Consider the following 19,819-nt stretch of genomic DNA (forward strand, 5'->3'; position numbering starts at 1 on the left):
CGTATGTCCCGCATCGGACGCGTTGAGCGCACCACCAAGGAGACCTCGGTCCTGGTCGAGATAGACCTCGACGGCACCGGCAGGACCGACATCTCCACGGGCGTCGGGTTCTACGACCACATGCTCGACCAGCTCGGCCGCCACGGCCTCTTCGACCTCACCGTGAAGACCGACGGCGACCTGCACATCGACACCCACCACACCATCGAGGACACCGCCCTCGCGCTGGGCGCCGCCTTCAAGCAGGCCCTCGGCGACAAGGTCGGCATCTACCGCTTCGGCAACTGCACCGTGCCGCTGGACGAGTCGCTCGCCCAGGTCACCGTGGACCTCTCCGGCCGCCCCTACCTGGTGCACACCGAGCCGGAGAACATGGCGCCGATGATCGGCGCCTACGACACCACCATGACCCGGCACATCCTGGAGTCGTTCGTGGCCCAGGCGCAGATCGCCCTGCACGTCCACGTACCCTACGGACGCAACGCCCACCACATCGTGGAGTGCCAGTTCAAGGCTCTGGCCCGGGCGCTGCGCTACGCCGCCGAGCGCGACCCGCGCGCGGCCGGCATCCTCCCCTCGACCAAGGGTGCGCTGTGAGCAAGGCCGCGATCGTCCTCATCTTCGTCGGACTCTTCCTGGCGGGCGGGGTGATCTCCTTCTGGAAGCAGAAGATCCCGAAGGGCGTCATCGCCGTGCTCGCCATAGGCTCGGTGCTCTGCCTGGCCTCCGGCGTCATGCGTCTCTGACGCCGCGCCTTTGACGCCGCCGCGCCTCTGACGCCCGTGCCCCTGCCGCCGCCGCGGCGCAACGCCGCCGTACAGAGCCGCTCCGGAAACCGCCGAGCAGCCACCGAGAAAGTGGACACCTGAACATGGGCAAGAACGTCGTCGTACTCGACTACGGGTCGGGCAACCTCCGCTCGGCCCAGCGCGCCCTGGAGCGCACCGGCGCGAACGTCACCGTCACCTCCGACTTCCAGACCGCCATGGACGCGGACGGCCTGCTCGTCCCCGGCGTCGGCGCCTTCGAGGCCTGCATGCGCGGGCTGAAGGCCGTCCGCGGCGACTGGATCATCGGCCGCCGCCTCGCCGGGGGCCGCCCGGTCATGGGCATCTGCGTCGGCATGCAGATCCTCTTCGAGAAGGGGGTCGAACACGGCGTCGAGACCGCCGGCTGCGACGAGTGGCCCGGCACCGTCGAGCCGCTGAACGCGCCGGTCGTGCCGCACATGGGCTGGAACACCGTGGACGCCCCCGAGGGCGGCCGGATGTTCGCCGGCATGGACGCCGACACCCGCTTCTACTTCGTGCACTCCTACGCGGTGCGCAGCTGGGAGCTGGAGGTGCACAGCGCGCGGATCAACCCCCCGCTCGTCACCTGGTCCACCCACGGGGAGCCGTTCGTCGCGGCCGTCGAGAACGGTCCGCTGTGGGCCACCCAGTTCCACCCCGAGAAGTCCGGCGACGCCGGCGCCGCCCTGCTGACCAACTGGGTCGACACCCTCTGACCGGGTCGACCCCCTCTGACGATCTGAGAGTTGCAACGATGAGCCGCCTCGAACTGCTCCCCGCCGTCGACGTCCGGGACGGCCAGGCCGTCCGCCTGGTCAAGGGCGCCTCCGGCACCGAGACCTCCTTCGGCGAGCCGCTCGCCGCAGCCCTCGCCTGGCAGAACGCCGGCGCCGAGTGGCTCCACCTGGTCGACCTCGACGCCGCCTTCGGGACGGGCTCCAACCGCGACCTGCTCCGCGAGGTCACCGGCGCGCTGGACATCAAGGTCGAGCTGTCCGGCGGCATCCGCGACGACGAGTCGCTGGCCGCCGCCCTCGCCACCGGCTGCACCCGGGTCAACCTGGGCACCGCCGCCCTGGAGAGCCCCGAGTGGGTCGCCAAGGTCATCGCCGAGCACGGCGACAAGATCGCGGTCGGCCTGGACGTGGTCGGCACCACCCTGCGCGGCCGCGGCTGGACCCGCGACGGCGGCCAGCTCTTCGACGTGCTGGCCCGCCTGGACGCCGAGGGCTGCGCCCGTTACGTCGTCACCGACGTCAACCGCGACGGCACCCTGACCGGCCCCAACCTCCAGCTGCTGCGCGACGTCTGCGCCGCCACCGACAAGCCGGTCGTCGCCTCCGGCGGCGTCTCCTCGCTGGACGATCTGCGGGCGATCGCCACGCTGGTCGGCGAGGGAGTCGAGGGCGCCATCGTCGGCAAGGCACTCTACGAGCAGAAGTTCACCCTCGAAGAGGCCCTGGAGGCGGTTTCAGGATGACGGAACGTCAGGTCGTGCGCGGTCGGGTCGGCGGGTTCTCCCCGTACGAGGACATCTTCGGCTCGGTGCAGGCGGTCGTCGCGGGCGACCACGTGCACGTGGCCGGTGCCAGGCCCCTGGAGGGCGAAACGCTCCAGGGCGAGGGCGACCCGTACGAGCAGGCCCTCGCGTCGTTCCGGGTCGCGCTGGAGGCCCTGGCCGCGTACGGCCTGACGGCGGACGACGTGGTCCGCACCCGGATGTACCTGACCCACGCCCGCGACGTCGACGCGGTGGGCCGTGCCCACCACGAGCTCTTCGACGCCGTACGCCCGGTGGCCGCCATGGTGGTGGTCCAGGGCCTGATCGACGCCCGGATGCTCGTCGAGGTCGAACTCGACGCCTACCGTCCCGGGCTCGCAAGCACTCTGGAAGGCGGACAGCCATGACCCTCGCCGTACGTGTCATCCCCTGCCTGGACGTCGACGCCGGCCGGGTGGTCAAGGGCGTCAACTTCCAGAACCTGCGCGACGCCGGCGACCCGGTCGAGATGGCCAAGCTCTACGACGCCGAGGGCGCCGACGAGCTGACCTTCCTCGACATCACCGCCTCCTCGGGGGACCGCGAGACCACCTACGACGTGGTGCGCCGCACCGCCGAGCAGGTCTTCATCCCGCTCACCGTCGGCGGCGGCATCCGGGCCGTCGAGGACGTCGACAAGCTGCTGCGGGCCGGCGCCGACAAGGTCGGCGTCAACACCGCGGCGATCGCCCGCCCGGAGCTGATCCGCGAGATCGCGCAGCGCTTCGGCCGCCAGGTGCTGGTGCTCTCGGTGGACGCCCGGCGCTGCCCGGAGGGCACCGAGACGCCGTCCGGCTTCGAGGTCACCACCCACGGGGGGCGCCAGGGCACCGGCCTGGACGCCGTCGAGTGGGCCGGCCGGGCGGCCGAGCTGGGCGCGGGCGAGATCCTGCTCAACTCGATGGACGCGGACGGCACCAAGGACGGCTACGACCTGGACATGATCCGGGCGGTCCGCAAGACCGTCTCCGTCCCGGTGATCGCCTCCGGCGGCGCCGGCAAGCTGGGCGACTTCGCCCCGGCGGTGGAGGCCGGCGCGGACGCCGTGCTGGCCGCCAGCGTCTTCCACTTCGGCGACCTGCGGATCGGCGAGGTCAAGAACGCGCTGCGCGAGGCCGGGCAGCTCGTCCGCTGAGCCTGCGCCGGTGCCGTCCACGTCCTCACCGGATGCGGACGGCACCGGCGGACGCGCTCAGGACTCCTTCGGCGGCTCGCCCTTGATCAGGGCGAACGGCGCGCCGAACGGGTCCGCCAGCCAGGCGATCCGGCCGACGTCCGGGACCTGCTCCGGGCCCATCAGTACCGTGCCCCCGGCCGCCTGGCCCCGGCCGACCAGCTCGTCCACCTGCTCGGTGGCGAAGTACGGCGTCCAGGACGGCGGCTGGCCCTCGCCCATGATCGGTGCGATGCCGCCGAAGCTCGTCGCCCGCTGGTCGCCGTCGGCGGTGGAGACCACCAGGTACTCCATCCCCGGGGCCGGGAACTTCTCCGAGCGCCACCCGAACAGCGTCCGGTAGAAGCCGAAGCCGGCCTGCTGGTCACTGGTGTGCAGCTCGGCCCAGACCAGCGCGTTGTCGGTGGACACCGCGTCCAGGCCCTTGGTCGTGCCGGCCTGCCAGAGCGCGAACTGCGCCCCCTGCGGGTCGGTGATCTGGGCCATCCGCCCGGCCTCCATGACGTCGAACGGCGCGACCCGGACGGTGCCGCCGGCCTGCTCGACGGCCTTGGCGGTGGCATCCGCGTCGGGCGTCCCGAAGTACGTCGTCCAGCTGGACCGCGCGCCCTCCTCGGTGAGCGGCCCGATCGCGGCCACGGTTTTGCCGTCGGCCTGCAGGAATCCGTAGCCGCCGGCCTCCGGGCCGAGACCCTGGTACGTCCAGCCGAACACCGCGCCGTAGAACGCGGCGGCCGCGGCCGGGTCCGGGCTGCCGAGGTCGATCCAGCAGGGCGCGCCGGTGGGGAAGTCGGTAGTGAGCATGGGGGTGGTGCTCCTTCGACGGGAAAGGGCGGCCGGGCGGTTTCGCGGGGGCGTGCACGCACCCCACCCCGGCCATCTGCGAGTCTGCACCCCGCCACCCGCATCCGCAGCCGGACACAGCCGAGCTGCGGGTTCCGTGTCGCCCGGCGCGGGGGCGGCGGGCCAGGGCGGCCGGTCCGGCGGATCAGGGGCTTCAGACGCCGGAGACGGAGACGAAACCGAGGAGCCACACGGCCCGTACTCTCACTGACCTCGGAGACCACGCAGGAACCGAGCAACAGCACCGGGTCGCGTTGATCCGTTGGGACGCTGAGAAGTACCGGCGCGTTCACGCCCTCACCTACGCGGATCTGGGGGACAGCCTGGCCGCTCAAGCCCGAGCGGATGAGGCGGTGGCAGCCTGGGGGTGCGCCCTCGACCTCATGGACGGCGTGACCTCGGATCGGACGAGAAAGGCGATCTCCTCCATCCGCCCTCGTTTGGCGATCTACCGTAGACGCGCTGTTCCGGGAACCGCCGAACTGGAACGCCGTGCACGCGAGGCACTGACATGACAGCCCTGCCGTAGGAAGGATCCGACCGAGGTGGCTCAGCCGACTGCTGATCAGACCGGCGCTCTCAAGCCTGCTACGGGGTCGATGACGCTGCTGGTCGCCGCCGTCATCGTTCACGACCTCGAAGGCCGGCGGGTGGTTCTCCTCCGACGAGGACCCAAGGCCAAGTTCGCCCAAGGCCTGTGGGACCTGCCGGTGGGTAAGAACGAACCCGGCGAACCGATCACGGAGACGGCGGTTCGCGAACTGAAGGAGGAGACCGGGCTCGTCGTCACTCCCGAGGACTTGCGACTGGTTCACGTCATCCACGGGGCCCGGGGCGTCGAGGCCCCCCATGGCTTCCTGACCGTTGTTTTCGCCGCTCACCGCTGGTCGGGCGAACTCGTGAACGGGGAACCCGGCAAACACTCGGAAGTCGCGTGGGCCGGCATCGACGCCCTGCCGGAGAAATTCGTCTCCACTACCAAAGAGGCCCTGGTCAGCCACCTCGACAACGGTCCGAGTGTCTCCCTCGACTCGTGGCATGACTAGTCCCAGGCCGGATTGGCCGCCGCCGGCTGGTGCTTTCGGCCCTTGCCCGCCACCGGCCTCCTCGATGGAAGAGGCCGGTGGATTCTCCGGCCTCCCCCTGTGACCGCCCGTCCCGCCGCTCGGGCGGGGCGGGCGGTCGAACTCGCGGCCGTTCTTCTCCGTTCGACCTTTGAGCGACGCGTTGAGTTTCGCTCTTCTCGTGCCTGAGTCTCTTCTGTTCTTGATGTGTCAGGTCAGGCCGGCGGCAGTGGGAGGACGTGCCGCAGGGCGGTGACGGCGTCCGGCGGGCCGTCGACCGACAGCTCCGTCCGCTCGCCGCGGCCGTAGACGAAGAGCAGCAGCTCGCCCGGCTCGCCGGTGATCCGGACGGTCGGTGCGCCCGCCGGGCCGACGGTCAGGCTCCGTCCGTCGGGGTGGCGCAGCTCCAGCCGGGCGGGGGAGCGGCGGCCCGCCTCCAGCCGGGCGAGCAGCGGCAGCCGGCGCCAGAGCGCCTCGGCCCGCCCCGGTGGCACCGGCTGCGGCCGCCACTGCGGGCCCGCCCGGCGGACGTCCTCGGCGTGCACGAAGTACTCGACGGTGTTGCCGGCCTCGTCGGCGCCGGGCAGTGCGAACAGCGAGAGCAGCGGCGGGCCGGAGCGGAAGCGCCGCACCAGCTCCTCGTAGGGGCGTTCGGCGTACCCGCCCTGCACCCGGTGGGTCCAGCCGGCCAGCGGGCCGAGCCGGATGCCCGCCGCGGCGTCCGGCCGGCTCTCCCGGATCACCAGGTGGGCGGCGAGGTCGCGGGTGGACCACCCGGCACAGAGGGTGGGGGCGTCCGGCCCGGCGGCGGCCAGCAGTTCGGCCAGCCGGTGGCGCTCGGCGAGGGCGTGGTTCGACATGGTCAGAAGCGTAGGGCCCGGGTGCCCCGGGGGTGTGCGGACGGGGGCTACTTCAGGTGCCCGGTGAGCCTGGTGCCGCCCGGGTGGTTGCTGGCCGTCAGGGTGCAGGTGTAGTCCCGCCAGCCCTGCTGGTAGAAGGTCATCGACGGGCCGATCGGGTACCCGTAGTACGGCCCGCCGCCGACCTGGCGGGTTTCCGCCGCGGCCTGCGGGTCCTTGCACCCGTCCCGCATCGCCTTGCTGATCTGGCTGTCACCGGTCAGCCCGTCCGGCAGCAGCAGGGTGCCGATCGCCTCGCCGTCGTGCGCGCCCTCGCAGGGGCGCGCCTCCGGCTTGGTGACCGACTTGTTCAGCTGCGGGTGGTCGAAGCAGGAGCCGGCCGTGAAGAAGGTGTACGGCACCGCCTTGGTGGGCGTCGGCGTGGGCGTCGGGGTGGGCGTGGGGGTCGGGCTCGGGGCGGTGACGGCGGGGGTGGGCGGGGGAGGCAGCGCGGCCGGCTTCTTCTCCGGCCAGAGCAGCACGGTGGCCACCACCGCGAGCAGTACGGCCAGCACGGCCGAGACGGCGAGGACCAGGCCCCGCGACGGGCGGGCGGCGGCTTCGTCCGGCCGCGCGGGGACCGGCGGCTCGGGGGACGGCTGCTCGGAGGTCATGGCCACGAGGATGGCCCAAGCCGGGGCCGCCCGGCAGGCGGTTGGCACAACTCGTACGAACAGACCGGCGCGCCGGGGCGGGCAGCCGGCGTTCGGATAGGCTCGCCCCGGCACGACACGATCCCAGGAGCATGCGGATGCGCGTCGGAATCACCGGTCACCGGGGCCTGTCGGGTGGCATCACCGAGATGCTGGTCCGCGGGGACCTCTGGAAGCTGGTCACCACCTTCGGCCCGTACGAACTGGTCGGCGTCACCTGTGCCGACGAGGGCCCGGAGACCTGGTTCGCCAGGTCGGTACTGGAGCACGGCGGCAAGCTGGAGGTCGTCGTCCCCGCGGGGGCGCCCGTCGTGGGCCGCGCCGACGACGCGCACCGGGGCACCCGGATGCGGCTGATGAACGAGGCCAACGCCGTCCACCGGCTGGCCGCGCCCGAGCACGGCGGCCTCGGTGACGACACCGGGCGGGCCGTGGTCGGCATGATCGACGAACTGATCGCGGTCTGGGACGGCGGGCCCGGCAGCGAGCCCGCCCGGGTCGCCGGACTGGCGCAGCAGGCCGGGCTGTTCGTCCACCGGATCTGGCCGGCCGGCTGCGAACGGCCGCTCTGAGCGCCCGGGCCCCCGACGGGGGGTCCGCCCGTCCGCCCGTCTGCCCGCCCGCGCGCCCGCCCGTCCACGCGGGCCCGCCGGCCCGGCCGCGATCCGGACGGGGGCCCGGCGGGCGGGGCCGGGCTGACACAATGGCCCCATGTCCACCCCCACCACGCCCGCCGCCCCCGGCTCCACCGCCCTGGACCCCGCGATCGCCGCCCGGCTCAAGCGCACCGACGACGGCCTGCTCCCGGCCGTCGCGCAGCAGTACGACACCGGTGAGGTCCTGATGCTGGGCTGGATGGACGACGAGGCGCTGCACCGCACCCTCACCACCGGCCGCTGCACCTACTGGAGCCGCAGCCGCCGCGAGTACTGGGTCAAGGGCGACACCTCCGGCCACGTCCAGCAGGTCAAGTCGGTCGCGCTGGACTGCGACGGCGACACCCTGCTGGTCCGGGTGGACCAGACCGGTGCCGCCTGCCACACCGGCGACCGCACCTGCTTCGACGCCGACGTGCTCCCGCTCTCCTGACCCGTTCCTACCCCTTAAGGTGCCGCCCGCCATGGACCTCGAAGCCTTCCGCAAGCTCGCCGTCGACACCCGGGTCATCCCGGTCACCCGCAGGCTCCTCGCGGACGGCCTCACCCCGATCGGCCTCTACCGCAGCCTCGGCGGCGAGCGCCCCGGCACCTTCCTGCTGGAGTCCGCCGAGCAGGGCCGCAGCTGGTCCCGGTACTCCTTCGTCGGCGTCCGCAGCGCGGCCGTGCTCACCGCCGGCGAGGACGGCGAGGCCCGCTGGCACGGCGCCCCGCCGGTCGGCATCCCCACCACCGGCGACCCGCTGGAGGTGCTGCGCGCCACCCTGGTGGCGCTGCACACCCCGCGCCACACCGACGACGGCCTGCCCCCGCTCACCGGCGGCCTGGTCGGCTACCTCGGGTACGACGTCGTCCGCCGGCTGGAGAAGCTGCCCGACCTCAACCCGGACGACCTGAAGCTCCCCGAGCTGACCATGCTGCTGGCCACCGACCTCGCGGTCCTGGACCACGCCGACGGCACGGTGCTGCTGATCGCCAACGCGGTCAACCACAACGACCTGGCCAGCGGCGTCGACGAGGCCTACGCGGACGCGGTGGCCCGGCTCGACGCGATGGAGGCCGACCTGCTGAAGCCGGTCGACCCGGGCCTGGCCACCTTCACCCCGTCCGGCCCCGGCGAGGTCCGCTCGCCGTTCGGCGGCGAGCCGTACCGGGCCGCCGTCGAGGAGGTCAAGGAGCGGATCAGGGCGGGCGAGGCGTTCCAGGTGGTGCCCTCGCAGCGGTTCGAGGCCCCCTGCCCCGCCTCCGCGCTGGACGTCTACCGCGTGCTGCGCACCACCAACCCCAGCCCGTACATGTACCTGTTCCGGTTCCCCGGCCCGGACGGCGGGGCCGAGGGCGGCTTCGACGTGGTCGGCTCCAGCCCGGAGGCGCTGGTCAAGGTCACCGAGGGCGAGGCGATGCTGCACCCGATCGCCGGCACCCGCCACCGCGGCGCCACCCCGCACGAGGACGCCGGGCTGGCCGCCGAGCTGCTCGCCGACCCCAAGGAGCGGGCCGAGCACCTGATGCTGGTCGACCTCGGCCGCAACGACCTCGGGCGGGTCTGCGAGCCGGGCAGCGTCGAGGTGGTCGACTTCATGCAGATCGAGCGGTACAGCCACGTCATGCACATCGTCTCCACGGTCACCGGCAGGGTCGCCGAGGGGCGGACCGCCTTCGACGTGCTGACCGCCTGCTTCCCGGCGGGCACCCTCTCCGGCGCGCCGAAGCCGCGCGCGATGCGCATCATCGAGGAGCTGGAGCCCACCCGCCGGGGCCTGTACGGCGGCTGCGTCGGCTACCTGGACTTCGCCGGGGACTCCGACACCGCGATCGCCATCCGCACCGCCGTCCTGCGCGACGGCACCGCGTACGTGCAGGCGGGCGCGGGCGTGGTCGCCGACTCGGACCCGCACGGCGAGGACACCGAGTGCCGCAACAAGGCCGCGGCCGTCCTGCGGGCGGTGGCCACCGCGAATACGCTGCGCACGCCGACGCTGTGAGCCGCGGCAAGGAGGCGGGATGTCGGAGGAGCAGGACGCCGGATCGGCCTGGGACGCCCTGGAGGGTGTGAGGATCCCGCGCGGGTACCAGGTGGAGATCACCGCGGGGAAGATCATCATGACGCCGCGGACGGCGGAGCAGCCGGGCGTCGTCCGGGGTGCCGAACAGCAGGTCCGGGAGCAGCTCGCCGGGCACGGCACCGTACTCTCCGGCGTCGTCGTGGACTTCGCGTCCCCGCAGTACGGCTACGCGCCGGACCTCGCCCTGGTCGCGCCCGGCGCGCGGCGCAACGCCCGGCAGCGGTTCGAGGCACGTGACCTGGAGGCGGTGCTGGAGGTCGTCCCGCGCTCGCGCCAGGACGACGACTTCGTCCGCAAACAGCGGTACCTCGCCGCCTCCGGGATCCCGCTGTACGTGGTGGTCGACCCGGCCGCGGCGGTCTGCACGGTACACAGCCACCCGCTGCAGGGCGGGACGTACCGGGAGGCGGAGCGGGTGCCGTTCGGCAACGACCTGTTCCTGCCGCTGCCGGGGCGGACGCTGGTGCTGCGCACCGACGACTTTCCCGCCGGGCCGCCGACCCCGGGTGCGGGCCCGGGTGCCGGGCGGGGGATAGTGGACGGGTGAGCGTTCCTACCCAGGCCCGTGCCGAAGCCGATCCCGCCGCCCCCGCCAAGGCCGGGCGGCGCACGCTCGGCCTGATGCTGCTGCTGACCGTGCTGGGCGCGGTGCTGGTGCTGACCGCCGTCGGCCGGGTCTGGGCCGAGGGCGTGGCCGGCACCCTGAAGGTGTCCGTCACCGGCGGGAGGATCTCCGAGTTGCCCGGCGGGCTGGCGCTGGTGGCGCTGGCGGCGGCCGTCGCGGTGTTCGCGGTGCGCGGCGCCGGCCGGGTCGCGGTCGGGGCGCTGACGCTCCTCGCCGGTCTCGGGGCGGCGGCCGCCGCCGCGGCCGGGGCGGGCGACACCGCCGCGCTGGACGGCGAGGCGGCCCGCAAGCTCGCCCTCTCCGGCACCACGGCGGCCGGGATCACCCACACCGCCTGGCCCTGGGTGGCCCTGCTCGGCGGGCTGCTGCTGGCGCTGGCCGGGCTGCTCACCACCTGGTACGGGCGCGGCTGGCCGGCCATGGGCAGCCGCTACGAGGCACCCACCCGCAAGGCACCGGCGAAGGCCGCGGAGTCCCCGGCCGACCTCTGGAAGGCGCTGGACCGCGGCGAGGACCCGACCGCGCTCTGAGGCTCCGCGCCGCGGTGCGACGGCGCCCGCCGCCCGGTGGCCGCGGTGCGGGCGCAGTGTGACCCGATAGACGAGCACCCGCCTTGGGGCGCCGGTGTGTGGCCCGGCACAATGGGACACGTCAACCCGCCAGGGGCCGGCAGGCCCGGCCGGGCCCCGGAGAACCAAGGAGACCATCAGATGGCAGCAGCAGCACACGGCCACAACCCCGCCGCCTGGACCGGCGTGACCATCTCCTTCGTCGGTTTTGCGATCGCGGGTGTCGCGATGATCCTGCCGTCGGTGCTGCTGGTCTGTGCCGGCCTGGCGGTCGTCCTGATCGGTGGCGTGGTCGGCAAGGCCATGTCGATGGCGGGCATGGGCAAGCAGCCCAGCACCATGGTGTACACCCCGGAGGAGCAGGCCGCGCTCGCCGCCGCCTGACCTCCCGGAACCCTGTGAACGGCGGGCGCCTGCCCGCCGTTTTCGTTTCCCGCCCGGGCACGGGGTGCCGCCCCGCTGTGTCACGTGCCCGCCGGCCGCACCGGGCGGGCAGAATCAGGGGCGTGACCGCCTCCTCCGCCGCCCCCGCCCGGCCGCCCGTCCTGCGCCGGCTGGGTGCGCCGCTGACCGCCCTGGCCGCGGTGGCCGCCCCCACCGTGTACGTCGCCGCGGTGGACCCGAACGCCCCCGGCCACTACCCGACCTGCCCGTTCCTGACACTCACCGGCTGGTGGTGCCCGGGCTGCGGCGGGCTGCGCTGCGTCCACGCGCTCACCCACGGGGACCTCAGCGGCGCACTGCACGACAACGCGCCCGCGGTGCTGCTCTTCGCGGTGCTGGCGGTGCTCTGGCTGCGCTGGGTGTGGGCGGCGGTGCGCGGCGGGCCGGCGCCGCGGCTCGCGCTCGGTGCGCGGCGCTGGGTACTGGTGGCGCTGCTCCTGCTGGTCTTCACGGTGGTGCGCAACCTGCCGGTCGGGGCGGGGCTGGCGCCACCGTTGGTCTGAGCCGGACACTCGGTGTGAATACGGTGAAACCGCAGTTCGGAGCAGCCGTGGGGGGCGTCCGTTCCGCGAGACGCGCGCCGGGCGGATGCGCCCCGCGCCCCCGGGTGCCGATACCATCGAAGGGCCGGTGGCCTCATGGCCCTCCGGCTCATCGCTAGATCGACTAGCAGATTAATGATGGGGGCGCTCGCGTGAGTGTGCTCGACACGATCATCGACGGGGTCCGCGAGGACCTCGCCGAACGGCAGGCCCGGGTCTCCCTGGACGAGCTCAAGGAGCTCGCCGCCAAGGCCCCGGACGCCAAGGACGGCGTCGCCGCCCTCAAGGGCGACGGCGTGCGGGTGATCTGCGAGGTCAAGCGCTCCAGCCCGTCCAAGGGTGCACTGGCCGCGATCGCCGATCCGGCCGCCCTGGCGGCCGACTACGCGGCCGGCGGTGCCGCCGCGATCAGCGTCCTGACCGAGCAGCGCCGCTTCGGCGGGTCGCTCGCCGACCTGGATGCCGTCCGCGCAGCGGTGGACACCCCGCTGCTGCGCAAGGACTTCATCGTCACCGCCTACCAGCTGTGGGAGGCCCGCGCCCACGGCGCCGACCTCGCGCTGCTGATCGTCGCCGCCCTCGACCAGTCGGCCCTCGTGTCGCTGATCGAGCGCGCCGAGTCGATCGGCCTCACCCCGCTGGTCGAGGTGCACGACGAGGAGGAGATCGCCCGCGCGGTGGACGCCGGCGCGAGGATCATCGGCGTCAACGCCCGCAACCTGAAGACCCTCGAAGTGGACCGCAACACCTTCGGCAACGTCGTCCACGCGATCCCGGACGGCATCGTCAAGGTCGCCGAGTCCGGCGTGCGGGGCCCGCTGGACGTGATCTCCTACGCCAACCTCGGCGCCGACGCGGTGCTGGTCGGCGAGTCGCTGGTGACCGGCAAGGACCCGCGTGCCGCCGTGGCCGACCTGGTCGCGGCCGGTGCCCACCCCGCCCTGCGGCACAAGGACTGACCCCGCCGCCATGAAACTCGCCTCCCGTCTCGCCCCCGGCTGCCGCCCGCGCGGCTGCCGCGCGCCCGCGCGCCGGGTGCTGGGCAGGCGGGTGCGCTACGTGATCGGCTGCGAGCCCGGGCAGGTGCAGGGCCGGCGATGGCGCAGGACGCGCGGCTGAACCAGCCGTTCCGACGTCACTGCCGTCATCTTCCAGAAGGACTTTCACCATGTCCGAGAAGGACTACCTGCCCGGCGCCGAGGTGCCGGACGCCCGCGGCTACTTCGGCGCCTACGGGGGCCGCTTCATCCCGGAGGCGCTGGTCGCCGCCGTGGAGCAGGTCGCCGAGGAGTACGAGAAGGCCAAGTCCGATCCGGCCTTCGCCGCCGAACTGGACGCGCTGCTCAAGGACTACACCGGCCGCCCCAGCCCGCTCACCGACGTGCACCGCTTCTCCGCGGAGGCGGGCGGCGCGCGCGTCCTGCTCAAGCGCGAGGACCTCAACCACACCGGCTCGCACAAGATCAACAACGTGCTGGGCCAGGCGCTGCTCACCCGGCGGATGGGCAAGACCCGGATCATCGCCGAGACCGGCGCCGGCCAGCACGGCGTGGCCACCGCCACCGCCTGCGCGCTGTTCGGCTTCGACTGCACCATCTACATGGGCGAGGTCGACACCCGGCGCCAGGCGCTGAACGTCGCCCGGATGCGGATGCTCGGCGCCGAGGTGGTGGCCGTCACGTCCGGCAGCCGCACCCTCAAGGACGCCATCAACGAGGCGTTCCGCGACTGGGTCGCCAACGTGGACTCCACCCACTACCTGTTCGGCACGGTGGCCGGCCCGCACCCGTTCCCGATGATGGTCCGGGACTTCCACCGGGTCATCGGCGTCGAGGCCAGGCAGCAGGTCCTCGACCGGACCGGCAGGCTGCCGGACGCCGTCGTCGCCTGCGTCGGCGGCGGCTCCAACGCGATGGGCATCTTCCACGAGTTCATCCCGGACGCGGACGTGCGCCTGATCGGCTGCGAGGCGGCCGGCGAGGGCGCCGAGACCCCGAAGCACGCCGCTACCCTGACCAAGGGCGACCCGGGCGTGCTGCACGGCTCCCGCACCTACGTCCTCCAGGACGAGGACGGCCAGACCATCGAGTCGCACTCCATCTCGGCCGGCCTCGACTACCCGGGCGTCGGCCCGGAGCACGCCTGGCTGAAGGACACCGGCCGGGCCGAGTACCGCCCGGTCACCGACGACGCCGCCATGCAGGCGCTGCGGCTGCTGTCCCGCACCGAGGGCATCATCCCGGCCATCGAGAGCGCCCACGCGCTGGCCGGCGCCCTGGAGCTGGGCCGCGAGCTCGGGCCCGGGGCCACCATCCTGGTCTCGCTCTCCGGACGCGGCGACAAGGACATGCACACCGCGGCCGAGTACTTCGGCCTGTACGACGAGGCCGGCGACAAGCCGGCCGGCGGCGCCGGCAACGGGGGTAAGTGACCATGGCTTCGAAGCTCAGCGGCATCCTGGCCGCCGCCAAGGCGGAGAACCGCGCCGCGCTGATCGGCTACCTGCCGGCCGGGTTCCCGAGCGTGGACGGCGGCGTGCGCGCCGTCAACGCGCTGGTCGAGGGCGGCTGCGACGTCGTCGAGGTCGGCCTGCCGCACTCCGACCCGGTGCTGGACGGCCCGACCATCCAGACCGCCGACGACATCGCGCTGCGGGCCGGCGTGCGGATCAAGGACGTGCTGCGCACCGTCCAGGAGGTGGCCGGCGCCCACCCCGGGGCGGCGGTACTGGTCATGACCTACTGGAACCCGGTGGAGCGCTACGGCACCGCGCGGTTCGCGGCCGACCTGGCCGCCGCCGGCGGCGCCGGCTGCATCCTGCCGGACCTGCCGGTGGAGGAGTCCGAGGAGTGGCGCAAGGCGGCGGACGAGCACGGTCTCGACACCGTCTTCGTGGTCGCCCCGAGCAGCAAGGACAAGCGCCTCGCCGAGGTCACCGCGGCGGGCTCCGGCTTCGTCTACGCGGCCGCGGTGATGGGCGTGACCGGCTCCCGGGCCCAGGTCGGCGACCTCGCCGAGGACCTGGTCGCCCGTACCCGGGCCACCACCGACCTGCCGGTCTGCGTCGGCCTCGGCGTCTCGACGGCCGACCAGGCCGCCCAGGTGGCCGGCTTCGCCGACGGCGTCATCGTCGGCTCCGCCTTCGTCCAGCGGATCCTGGACGCCGACGGTGACGAGCAGGCCGCGCTGGCGGCCGTCCGCACCCTGGCCGGCGAGCTGGCGGAGGGCGTCCGCCGCCGGTAGGCACCGCTCCACGACGGCCCGTCGCCCCCGTTCGCCGGGGGCGGCGGGCCGTCGTCGTGCCCGGGGGAACCCGAACGGGTGAACAGTGGCGCTCCGACGCATCAGCGGGGGTTGACGGGCGTTGAGTGGAGGGACGAGTGCACGAACGACGTGCGCGGCACGTGGAGCGAACGGAAGGGGTCCGCCGGTGCCTGGTCTCCAGCGAGCAGTCCTGCTGCGGGCGGCCGCGGCCGTGCTGGTGCTGGGGGCCGCGGTCGGGGCGGACCACACCGTGGTGGGGGAGGCGCTGGCCAAGCGTGGTGCGGAGCGGGCTGAGCGGCACGCGTACGTGTGCGCGCAGGCAGCCCGCGCGGACGCGGTGGCCAGGGCCGCCAGATCGCATCTGCAGGGGCGGCCGGGGCTGGGCGACCCGGGGCGGCCGCCCGGCTGCGGTACGAACGGCCGCTAGCCGGGAATCGGACAGAACCTCCTGAGGTGTCACTCATTCGGCTTAATTCCTGAATATGGAGGAACCACCCTTCATCCCTGACGGTTCACCAGGGCGTGATGGTGTTTTCCGAGGGGGTTACCTCTATGGCGGCCGGACCGGCGTCGCGCAGCGGTGCGGTGTGGACGGAATGGATCGGTACGGCGGCGCGGCTGGGCCTCGCGGTGGTCTGGGGCTGGGCCGGGCTGGCCAAGATCTCCGACCCGGCGGAGGCCGCCCAGGCCGTGCGGGCGTACGAGATCCTGCCCGAGTCGCTGGTCAAACCGGTGGGGCACGCCCTGCCCTTCCTGGAGTTGGCGCTCGCGCTGCTGCTGCTGATCGGCCTGGGGGTGCGGCTGGTGGCCGCGGTCTCCGCGCTGCTGCTGCTCGCGTTCATCGGGGGGATCGCCTCCGCCTGGGCGCGCGGCATCTCGATCGACTGCGGCTGCTTCGGCGGCGGCGGGGCGGTGGACGCCTCGCAGACCGAGTACCTCCAGGAGATCGTGCGCGACACCGGCTTCCTGGTGCTGGCCGGCTGGCTGATCTGGCGGCCCCGCACCAAGTTCTCCGTGGACGGCTGGCTGGCGAGCTGACCGGCGGGCACCCCGCACCCACCCCCACCAGTCCCCGATTGTGGATGTCAAGGCAGATGAGTGAGAAGAACCGAGAAGGCAAGCGCACCGCCCGCGAGCGGATGCTGGCGGAGCGGGTGGCCGACGAGGCCCGCGGCCGGCGGAAGAAGAAGCTGGTGGTCGGCGGGGTGGTGCTGGCGGTGATCACCGCCGCCGTGGTCACCGGCGTGGTGGTGCAGAACGAGCGGTCCAAGCCGGAGACCCCGACCGCGGCCCCGACCGGCACGATCGGCGACAAGAACCTGGTCATCCCGGTCGGCGCGGCCAACGCCCCGTCCGTCCTCACCGTCTACGAGGACCCGCGCTGCCCCGCCTGCGGCGGCTTCGAGCGCGAGTTCTCGGCGACGATCGACCAGCTCGAGGACGCCGGCAAGATCTACACCAACTACCACATCGTGTCGTTCATCGACCGGGCTGTGCCGGGCAAGGGGTCCAAGAACGGGGCCAACGCGCTGGCCTGCGCCCAGGACGCCGGGCACTTCCGTGACTACCACGACGTGCTCTACCGCAACCAGCCGGACGAGACCAACGACGCCTTCGGCAACAAGGCCGTGCTGATCAACCTGGCCAAGCAGGTCGAGGGCCTGGACACCCCCGCCTTCGAGGCGTGCGTCAACGACAACAAGTACGGCGGGTGGGTCTCCGCCGTCCAGCAGGACTTCGACAAGTCCGGCTACAAGTCGACGCCGACGGTGCTGCTCAACGGCCAGCCGGTCTACCCGAAGAACGGCACCGAGGAGATCACCCCGCAGAACCTGGTGAAGTGGGTGGACGCCGCCAACCAGGGCAAGCAGCCCGGCACGACCGGCTCGCACGGCCAGTCCCCGGCGCCGACGAGCACCGCCTCGGAGAGCAACAACCCCTCGCCGTCCGCCGGCTGAGAACCGCCCGCCGGGCCGCCCGCCGCCGCCCCCTCCCGTCCGGAGGGGGCGGCGCGCCGCTGCGGGTACCGCGTTGTTCGGGATCTGTGACCCCGGGGGTGCCCGGGGCGGGCCGCCGACCCTGTAGCGTCGGAGCTGCCATGGATATCGCCTACATTCCCAGCCCGTCGCGGGGCGTCCTGCAACTCGGACCGATCCCGCTGCGCGCCTACGCCTTCTGCATCATCCTCGGTGTCGTCGTGGCCGTCTGGCTCGGCAGCAAGCGCTGGGTCGCCCGGGGCGGTGGCAAGCACACGGTCGGCGACATCGCCGTCTGGGCTGTGCCGTTCGGCCTGGTCGGCGGCCGGCTCTACCACGTGATCACCGACAACCAGCTGTACTTCGGCGAGGGCCGCAACCCCTGGAACGCCTTCAAGATCTGGGAGGGCGGCCTCGGGATCTGGGGCGCGATCGCGCTGGGCGCGGTCGGCGCCTGGATCGGCGCCCGCCGCCGGGGCGTGCCGCTGCCCGCGTACGCCGACGCGATCGCGCCGGGCATCGCGCTGGCCCAGGCGCTCGGCCGCTGGGGCAACTGGTTCAACCAGGAGCTGTACGGCCGGGAGACCACGCTGCCGTGGGGCCTGGAGATCGACAAGACGCTGCCGAACGGCCAGGTCGTCACGGGGATCTACCACCCGACCTTCCTCTACGAGTCGATCTGGTGCGTCGGGGTCGCGCTGCTGGTGATCTGGGCGGACCGCCGGTTCACCCTCGGCCACGGCCGGGCCTTCGCGCTGTACGTGGCCGCGTACACGGTGGGCCGGTTCTGGACCGAGTGGCTGCGCATCGACGAGGCGCACACCTTCTTCGGGCTGCGGCTCAACGACTGGGTGGCGATCGTGGTCTTCCTGGGCGCCGTCGCGTACCTCGTGATCGTGGGGAAGAAGCGGCCCGGCCGTGAGGATCCGGCGAGCATCGACCCGATGGCGCACGAGCCGGAGGAGGCCGGCGACGCGGGCCCGGAGGGCCCCGCCGAGGAGGAGGCCCCCGCGGAGGGGAAGCCGTCCCGGCCCGTGGACAAAAAGACGGACGCGGAACCCGCCGCGGTGGCCGCCGACAAGACCGGCAAGGACGCCGAGAACCTGACCTGACCTGGGACTTTCCCGTTCCTCCGGCCGCCCCCGCGATCCTCGCGAAGGGCGGCCGGAGCGCTGTTCGGACAGCCTTACTTTGCTGGAAATGCCCAGGTCAGGAGGGCTACGTTCGAGGCAGACCAATCGAACGGAGGGGACCCCCGTGAGCGTGACCACCCTGGAACCCGAGGCCGTGAGCCACCCCCGCATACCCGCGGCCGGGCACCACCGCGACGTGAACGGCGGGTGGCTGCGGCCGGCCGTGTTCGGCGCGATGGACGGCCTGGTCTCCAACTTCGCGCTGATGACCGGCGTGGTCGGCGGCGCGGTCTCCAGCGGCACGGTGGTGCTCACCGGCCTCGCCGGGCTGGCGGCCGGCGCCTGCTCGATGGCGGCGGGGGAGTACACCTCGGTGGCCTCGCAGCGCGAGCTGGTCCAGGCCGAGATCGAGGCCGAGCGGCTGGAGCTGAGCCGCAACCCGCAGGGCGAGCTGGCCGAGCTGGCCCAGCTCTACGTGGCGCGCGGGGTGGAGCCCGAGCTGGCGCACGAGGTGGCCCGACAGCTGTCCGCCGACCCGAACCGGACGCTGGAGGTCCACGTCCGGGAGGAGCTGGGCGTCGACCCCCACGACCTGCCCTCGCCGTGGGTCGCGGCCGGCTCATCGTTCGTCTGCTTCGCGGTCGGCGCGCTGCTGCCGCTGCTGCCGTACCTGCTGGGCGCGACCTCGCTGCTGCCGGCGCTGCTGCTCTCCGTGGCCGGCCTCTTCGCCTGCGGTGCGGTGGTGGCCAGGGTGACGGCCCGTTCCTGGTGGTTCAGCGGGCTGCGGCAGCTGGTGCTGGGCGGCGCGGCGGCCGGGGTGACGTTCCTGCTGGGGTGGCTGATCGGCGGACAGGTCGGCTGACCGGCGGGCAGGCCGCCGGGCGGCGGGAAGCCGGCCGGGCGGCCCGCCGGCGGGGTCGTGGGATGGTACAGCGCGGTGCATGATTATGCGGCGGAACGCGTGACGTTCCGCACATGGTGGGCGGAGGTTGCCTGGCCTAGTCTCATCATCCGGGCTCCGGAGCCGCGGATTCGCATCCCGGGGCCGACTCCGGGAATGGATTCGCAGGAGACCTTGATCGGCTTCTGTGGCCGGGGGATTTCGCCCCTGTTTCGAACGGCCCCACGCCGGGCACAATCGTCGGGACGTGCACTGTGGCACGTCCTCTCACTGCGCCCTTGACCTGCGCATCCGTCCGCGATGTGGACGCGATATTCCGCTCCCCGGGATCTTGGGCATCATGTAACTTGCACGAAATCGCATCAGGGCCAACGTCGTCCCTACTGCACAAGCACCTCGAATGACGACGACGGGAGAGCCGATGCTGTCTGCATCCATGCACTCCGCCAACGAGCCCCAGGCCGGCGCAGCGCGCCCGCCGTACGCGCTCGTTCCGGATGCGCGACCTGCTGCTCAGGGCCTGTACGACCCGCGAAACGAGCACGACGCCTGCGGCGTCGGTTTCGTCGCCACGCTGACCGGCATCGCCGACCACAAGATCGTCGAGCAGGCGCTGACCGTCCTGCGCAACCTGGAGCACCGCGGCGCCACCGGCGCCGAGCCGGACTCCGGTGACGGC

General features: G+C 73.0%; 27 protein-coding genes and 1 pseudogene. 25 read left to right on the forward strand and 3 right to left on the reverse strand.

What is annotated here, in order from left to right:
• Positions 1-3: 3 nt before the first annotated feature.
• From hisB to hisF, 6 genes are all read left to right on the forward strand, one after another.
• Complete coding sequence (gene hisB / locus C2142_RS28215) at positions 4-597, forward strand: imidazoleglycerol-phosphate dehydratase HisB (protein ID WP_148645545.1); 594 nt, start codon at positions 4-6, stop codon at positions 595-597.
• Complete coding sequence (locus tag C2142_RS28220; RefSeq protein ID WP_174315760.1) at positions 594-746, forward strand: hypothetical protein; 153 nt, start codon at positions 594-596, stop codon at positions 744-746. Before hisB ends, C2142_RS28220 begins: the two co-directional genes overlap by 4 nt.
• A gap of 125 nt (positions 747-871) precedes the next feature.
• Positions 872-1,507: an imidazole glycerol phosphate synthase subunit HisH gene (gene hisH, locus C2142_RS28225; RefSeq protein ID WP_148645546.1), complete on the forward strand. Its 636-nt coding sequence runs from the start codon at positions 872-874 to the stop codon at positions 1,505-1,507.
• 38 nt (positions 1,508-1,545) lie between these two features.
• A complete protein-coding gene (gene priA / locus C2142_RS28230) occupies positions 1,546-2,271 on the forward strand; it encodes a bifunctional 1-(5-phosphoribosyl)-5-((5-phosphoribosylamino)methylideneamino)imidazole-4-carboxamide isomerase/phosphoribosylanthranilate isomerase PriA (RefSeq protein WP_148645547.1) in 726 nt (241 codons plus the stop codon).
• Complete coding sequence (locus tag C2142_RS28235; protein WP_148645548.1) at positions 2,268-2,699, forward strand: Rid family hydrolase; 432 nt, start codon at positions 2,268-2,270, stop codon at positions 2,697-2,699. Before priA ends, C2142_RS28235 begins: the two co-directional genes overlap by 4 nt.
• Entirely contained in the window at positions 2,696-3,466 is a 771-nt protein-coding gene (hisF, locus tag C2142_RS28240) for an imidazole glycerol phosphate synthase subunit HisF (protein ID WP_148645549.1), read from the forward strand. Before C2142_RS28235 ends, hisF begins: the two co-directional genes overlap by 4 nt.
• 57 nt (positions 3,467-3,523) lie before the next feature.
• Here the strand turns inward: hisF and C2142_RS28245 are convergent, their stop codons facing one another.
• The gene (locus tag C2142_RS28245; RefSeq protein ID WP_148645550.1) at positions 3,524-4,309 is read right to left on the reverse strand and encodes a VOC family protein; all 786 of its coding nucleotides are present in this window, start codon (positions 4,307-4,309) and stop codon (positions 3,524-3,526) included.
• 224 nt (positions 4,310-4,533) lie between these two features.
• Between C2142_RS28245 and C2142_RS40465 the strand changes: the two are divergent.
• Positions 4,534-4,863, forward strand: a pseudogene (locus tag C2142_RS40465) (tetratricopeptide repeat protein); the annotation flags it as partial.
• 30 nt (positions 4,864-4,893) lie between these two features.
• Complete coding sequence (locus tag C2142_RS28250) at positions 4,894-5,394, forward strand: NUDIX domain-containing protein (protein WP_148645551.1); 501 nt, start codon at positions 4,894-4,896, stop codon at positions 5,392-5,394.
• Positions 5,395-5,627: 233 nt separating this feature from the next.
• Here the strand turns inward: C2142_RS28250 and C2142_RS28255 are convergent, their stop codons facing one another.
• Positions 5,628-6,272, reverse strand: coding sequence for a TIGR03085 family metal-binding protein (locus C2142_RS28255; protein ID WP_148645552.1), 645 nt, complete (start codon positions 6,270-6,272; stop codon positions 5,628-5,630).
• 47 nt (positions 6,273-6,319) lie between these two features.
• A complete protein-coding gene (locus C2142_RS28260) occupies positions 6,320-6,925 on the reverse strand; it encodes a hypothetical protein (RefSeq protein WP_153882825.1) in 606 nt (201 codons plus the stop codon).
• Positions 6,926-7,062: 137 nt separating this feature from the next.
• Between C2142_RS28260 and C2142_RS28265 the strand changes: the two genes are divergently transcribed.
• The 17 genes from C2142_RS28265 to C2142_RS40470 form a co-directional block, all read left to right on the forward strand.
• The gene (locus C2142_RS28265; protein WP_148645555.1) at positions 7,063-7,536 is read left to right on the forward strand and encodes a hypothetical protein; all 474 of its coding nucleotides are present in this window, start codon (positions 7,063-7,065) and stop codon (positions 7,534-7,536) included.
• 139 nt (positions 7,537-7,675) lie between these two features.
• Positions 7,676-8,053, forward strand: coding sequence for a phosphoribosyl-AMP cyclohydrolase (hisI, locus tag C2142_RS28270; protein ID WP_148645556.1), 378 nt, complete (start codon positions 7,676-7,678; stop codon positions 8,051-8,053).
• Between the two features lie 31 nt (positions 8,054-8,084).
• A complete protein-coding gene (locus C2142_RS28275; protein ID WP_148645557.1) occupies positions 8,085-9,605 on the forward strand; it encodes an anthranilate synthase component I in 1,521 nt (506 codons plus the stop codon).
• A gap of 19 nt (positions 9,606-9,624) precedes the next feature.
• A complete protein-coding gene (locus C2142_RS28280) occupies positions 9,625-10,233 on the forward strand; it encodes a Uma2 family endonuclease (RefSeq protein WP_148645558.1) in 609 nt (202 codons plus the stop codon).
• Complete coding sequence (locus C2142_RS28285) at positions 10,230-10,841, forward strand: TIGR02234 family membrane protein (RefSeq protein ID WP_148645559.1); 612 nt, start codon at positions 10,230-10,232, stop codon at positions 10,839-10,841. Before C2142_RS28280 ends, C2142_RS28285 begins: the two co-directional genes overlap by 4 nt.
• 180 nt (positions 10,842-11,021) lie before the next feature.
• Positions 11,022-11,264, forward strand: a complete 243-nt coding sequence (locus C2142_RS28290) for an HGxxPAAW family protein (RefSeq protein WP_148645560.1) — start codon at positions 11,022-11,024, stop codon at positions 11,262-11,264.
• 122 nt (positions 11,265-11,386) lie between these two features.
• On the forward strand, positions 11,387-11,827 hold the full coding sequence (locus C2142_RS28295; RefSeq protein ID WP_148645561.1) for a DUF2752 domain-containing protein: 441 nt from the start codon (positions 11,387-11,389) through the stop codon (positions 11,825-11,827).
• Positions 11,828-12,018: 191 nt separating this feature from the next.
• Positions 12,019-12,825 carry an indole-3-glycerol phosphate synthase TrpC gene (gene trpC / locus C2142_RS28300; protein WP_148645562.1) on the forward strand — a complete coding sequence of 269 codons (807 nt, stop codon included), beginning with the start codon at positions 12,019-12,021 and terminating at the stop codon, positions 12,823-12,825.
• A 10-nt stretch (positions 12,826-12,835) separates the two neighbouring features.
• Positions 12,836-12,985, forward strand: a complete 150-nt coding sequence (locus tag C2142_RS28305; RefSeq protein WP_174315761.1) for a hypothetical protein — start codon at positions 12,836-12,838, stop codon at positions 12,983-12,985.
• 49 nt (positions 12,986-13,034) lie between these two features.
• Positions 13,035-14,297, forward strand: a complete 1,263-nt coding sequence (gene trpB / locus C2142_RS28310; protein ID WP_148645563.1) for a tryptophan synthase subunit beta — start codon at positions 13,035-13,037, stop codon at positions 14,295-14,297.
• A 2-nt stretch (positions 14,298-14,299) separates the two neighbouring features.
• Positions 14,300-15,109: a tryptophan synthase subunit alpha gene (gene trpA / locus C2142_RS28315; protein ID WP_148645564.1), complete on the forward strand. Its 810-nt coding sequence runs from the start codon at positions 14,300-14,302 to the stop codon at positions 15,107-15,109.
• Positions 15,110-15,296: 187 nt separating this feature from the next.
• Positions 15,297-15,557, forward strand: a complete 261-nt coding sequence (locus C2142_RS28320; RefSeq protein WP_148645565.1) for a hypothetical protein — start codon at positions 15,297-15,299, stop codon at positions 15,555-15,557.
• A 125-nt stretch (positions 15,558-15,682) separates the two neighbouring features.
• Positions 15,683-16,168, forward strand: a complete 486-nt coding sequence (locus C2142_RS28325) for a MauE/DoxX family redox-associated membrane protein (RefSeq protein ID WP_148645566.1) — start codon at positions 15,683-15,685, stop codon at positions 16,166-16,168.
• A gap of 56 nt (positions 16,169-16,224) precedes the next feature.
• On the forward strand, positions 16,225-17,088 hold the full coding sequence (locus tag C2142_RS28330; protein ID WP_148645567.1) for a thioredoxin domain-containing protein: 864 nt from the start codon (positions 16,225-16,227) through the stop codon (positions 17,086-17,088).
• Between the two features lie 140 nt (positions 17,089-17,228).
• Positions 17,229-18,218, forward strand: coding sequence for a prolipoprotein diacylglyceryl transferase (gene lgt, locus C2142_RS28335; RefSeq protein WP_148645568.1), 990 nt, complete (start codon positions 17,229-17,231; stop codon positions 18,216-18,218).
• A gap of 145 nt (positions 18,219-18,363) precedes the next feature.
• Positions 18,364-19,101: a VIT1/CCC1 transporter family protein gene (locus C2142_RS28340; RefSeq protein WP_241002824.1), complete on the forward strand. Its 738-nt coding sequence runs from the start codon at positions 18,364-18,366 to the stop codon at positions 19,099-19,101.
• Between the two features lie 475 nt (positions 19,102-19,576).
• A partial coding sequence (locus tag C2142_RS40470; RefSeq protein WP_241003283.1) for a hypothetical protein occupies positions 19,577-19,819 on the forward strand: 243 nt, incomplete at its 3' end.

The organism is Streptomyces sp. CB01881, assembly GCF_002953255.1.
Classification (GTDB): Bacteria; Actinomycetota; Actinomycetes; order Streptomycetales; family Streptomycetaceae; genus Kitasatospora.

Excerpts from the sequence above, each read along its gene's own strand:
- hisB (WP_148645545.1), top strand. The coding sequence starts at position 4 with ATGTCCCGCATCGGACGCGTTGAGCGCACCACCAAGGAGACCTCGGTC.
- hisH (WP_148645546.1), top strand. The coding sequence starts at position 872 with ATGGGCAAGAACGTCGTCGTACTCGACTACGGGTCGGGCAACCTCCGC.
- priA (WP_148645547.1), top strand. The coding sequence starts at position 1,546 with ATGAGCCGCCTCGAACTGCTCCCCGCCGTCGACGTCCGGGACGGCCAG.
- C2142_RS28235 (WP_148645548.1), top strand. The coding sequence starts at position 2,268 with ATGACGGAACGTCAGGTCGTGCGCGGTCGGGTCGGCGGGTTCTCCCCG.
- hisF (WP_148645549.1), top strand. The coding sequence starts at position 2,696 with ATGACCCTCGCCGTACGTGTCATCCCCTGCCTGGACGTCGACGCCGGC.
- C2142_RS28245 (WP_148645550.1), bottom strand. The coding sequence starts at position 4,309 with ATGCTCACTACCGACTTCCCCACCGGCGCGCCCTGCTGGATCGACCTC.
- C2142_RS28255 (WP_148645552.1), bottom strand. The coding sequence starts at position 6,272 with ATGTCGAACCACGCCCTCGCCGAGCGCCACCGGCTGGCCGAACTGCTG.
- C2142_RS28260 (WP_153882825.1), bottom strand. The coding sequence starts at position 6,925 with ATGACCTCCGAGCAGCCGTCCCCCGAGCCGCCGGTCCCCGCGCGGCCG.
- C2142_RS28265 (WP_148645555.1), top strand. The coding sequence starts at position 7,063 with ATGCGCGTCGGAATCACCGGTCACCGGGGCCTGTCGGGTGGCATCACC.
- hisI (WP_148645556.1), top strand. The coding sequence starts at position 7,676 with ATGTCCACCCCCACCACGCCCGCCGCCCCCGGCTCCACCGCCCTGGAC.
- C2142_RS28275 (WP_148645557.1), top strand. The coding sequence starts at position 8,085 with ATGGACCTCGAAGCCTTCCGCAAGCTCGCCGTCGACACCCGGGTCATC.
- C2142_RS28280 (WP_148645558.1), top strand. The coding sequence starts at position 9,625 with ATGTCGGAGGAGCAGGACGCCGGATCGGCCTGGGACGCCCTGGAGGGT.
- C2142_RS28290 (WP_148645560.1), top strand. The coding sequence starts at position 11,022 with ATGGCAGCAGCAGCACACGGCCACAACCCCGCCGCCTGGACCGGCGTG.
- C2142_RS28305 (WP_174315761.1), top strand. The coding sequence starts at position 12,836 with ATGAAACTCGCCTCCCGTCTCGCCCCCGGCTGCCGCCCGCGCGGCTGC.
- trpB (WP_148645563.1), top strand. The coding sequence starts at position 13,035 with ATGTCCGAGAAGGACTACCTGCCCGGCGCCGAGGTGCCGGACGCCCGC.
- trpA (WP_148645564.1), top strand. The coding sequence starts at position 14,300 with ATGGCTTCGAAGCTCAGCGGCATCCTGGCCGCCGCCAAGGCGGAGAAC.
- C2142_RS28325 (WP_148645566.1), top strand. The coding sequence starts at position 15,683 with ATGGCGGCCGGACCGGCGTCGCGCAGCGGTGCGGTGTGGACGGAATGG.
- C2142_RS28330 (WP_148645567.1), top strand. The coding sequence starts at position 16,225 with ATGAGTGAGAAGAACCGAGAAGGCAAGCGCACCGCCCGCGAGCGGATG.
- lgt (WP_148645568.1), top strand. The coding sequence starts at position 17,229 with ATGGATATCGCCTACATTCCCAGCCCGTCGCGGGGCGTCCTGCAACTC.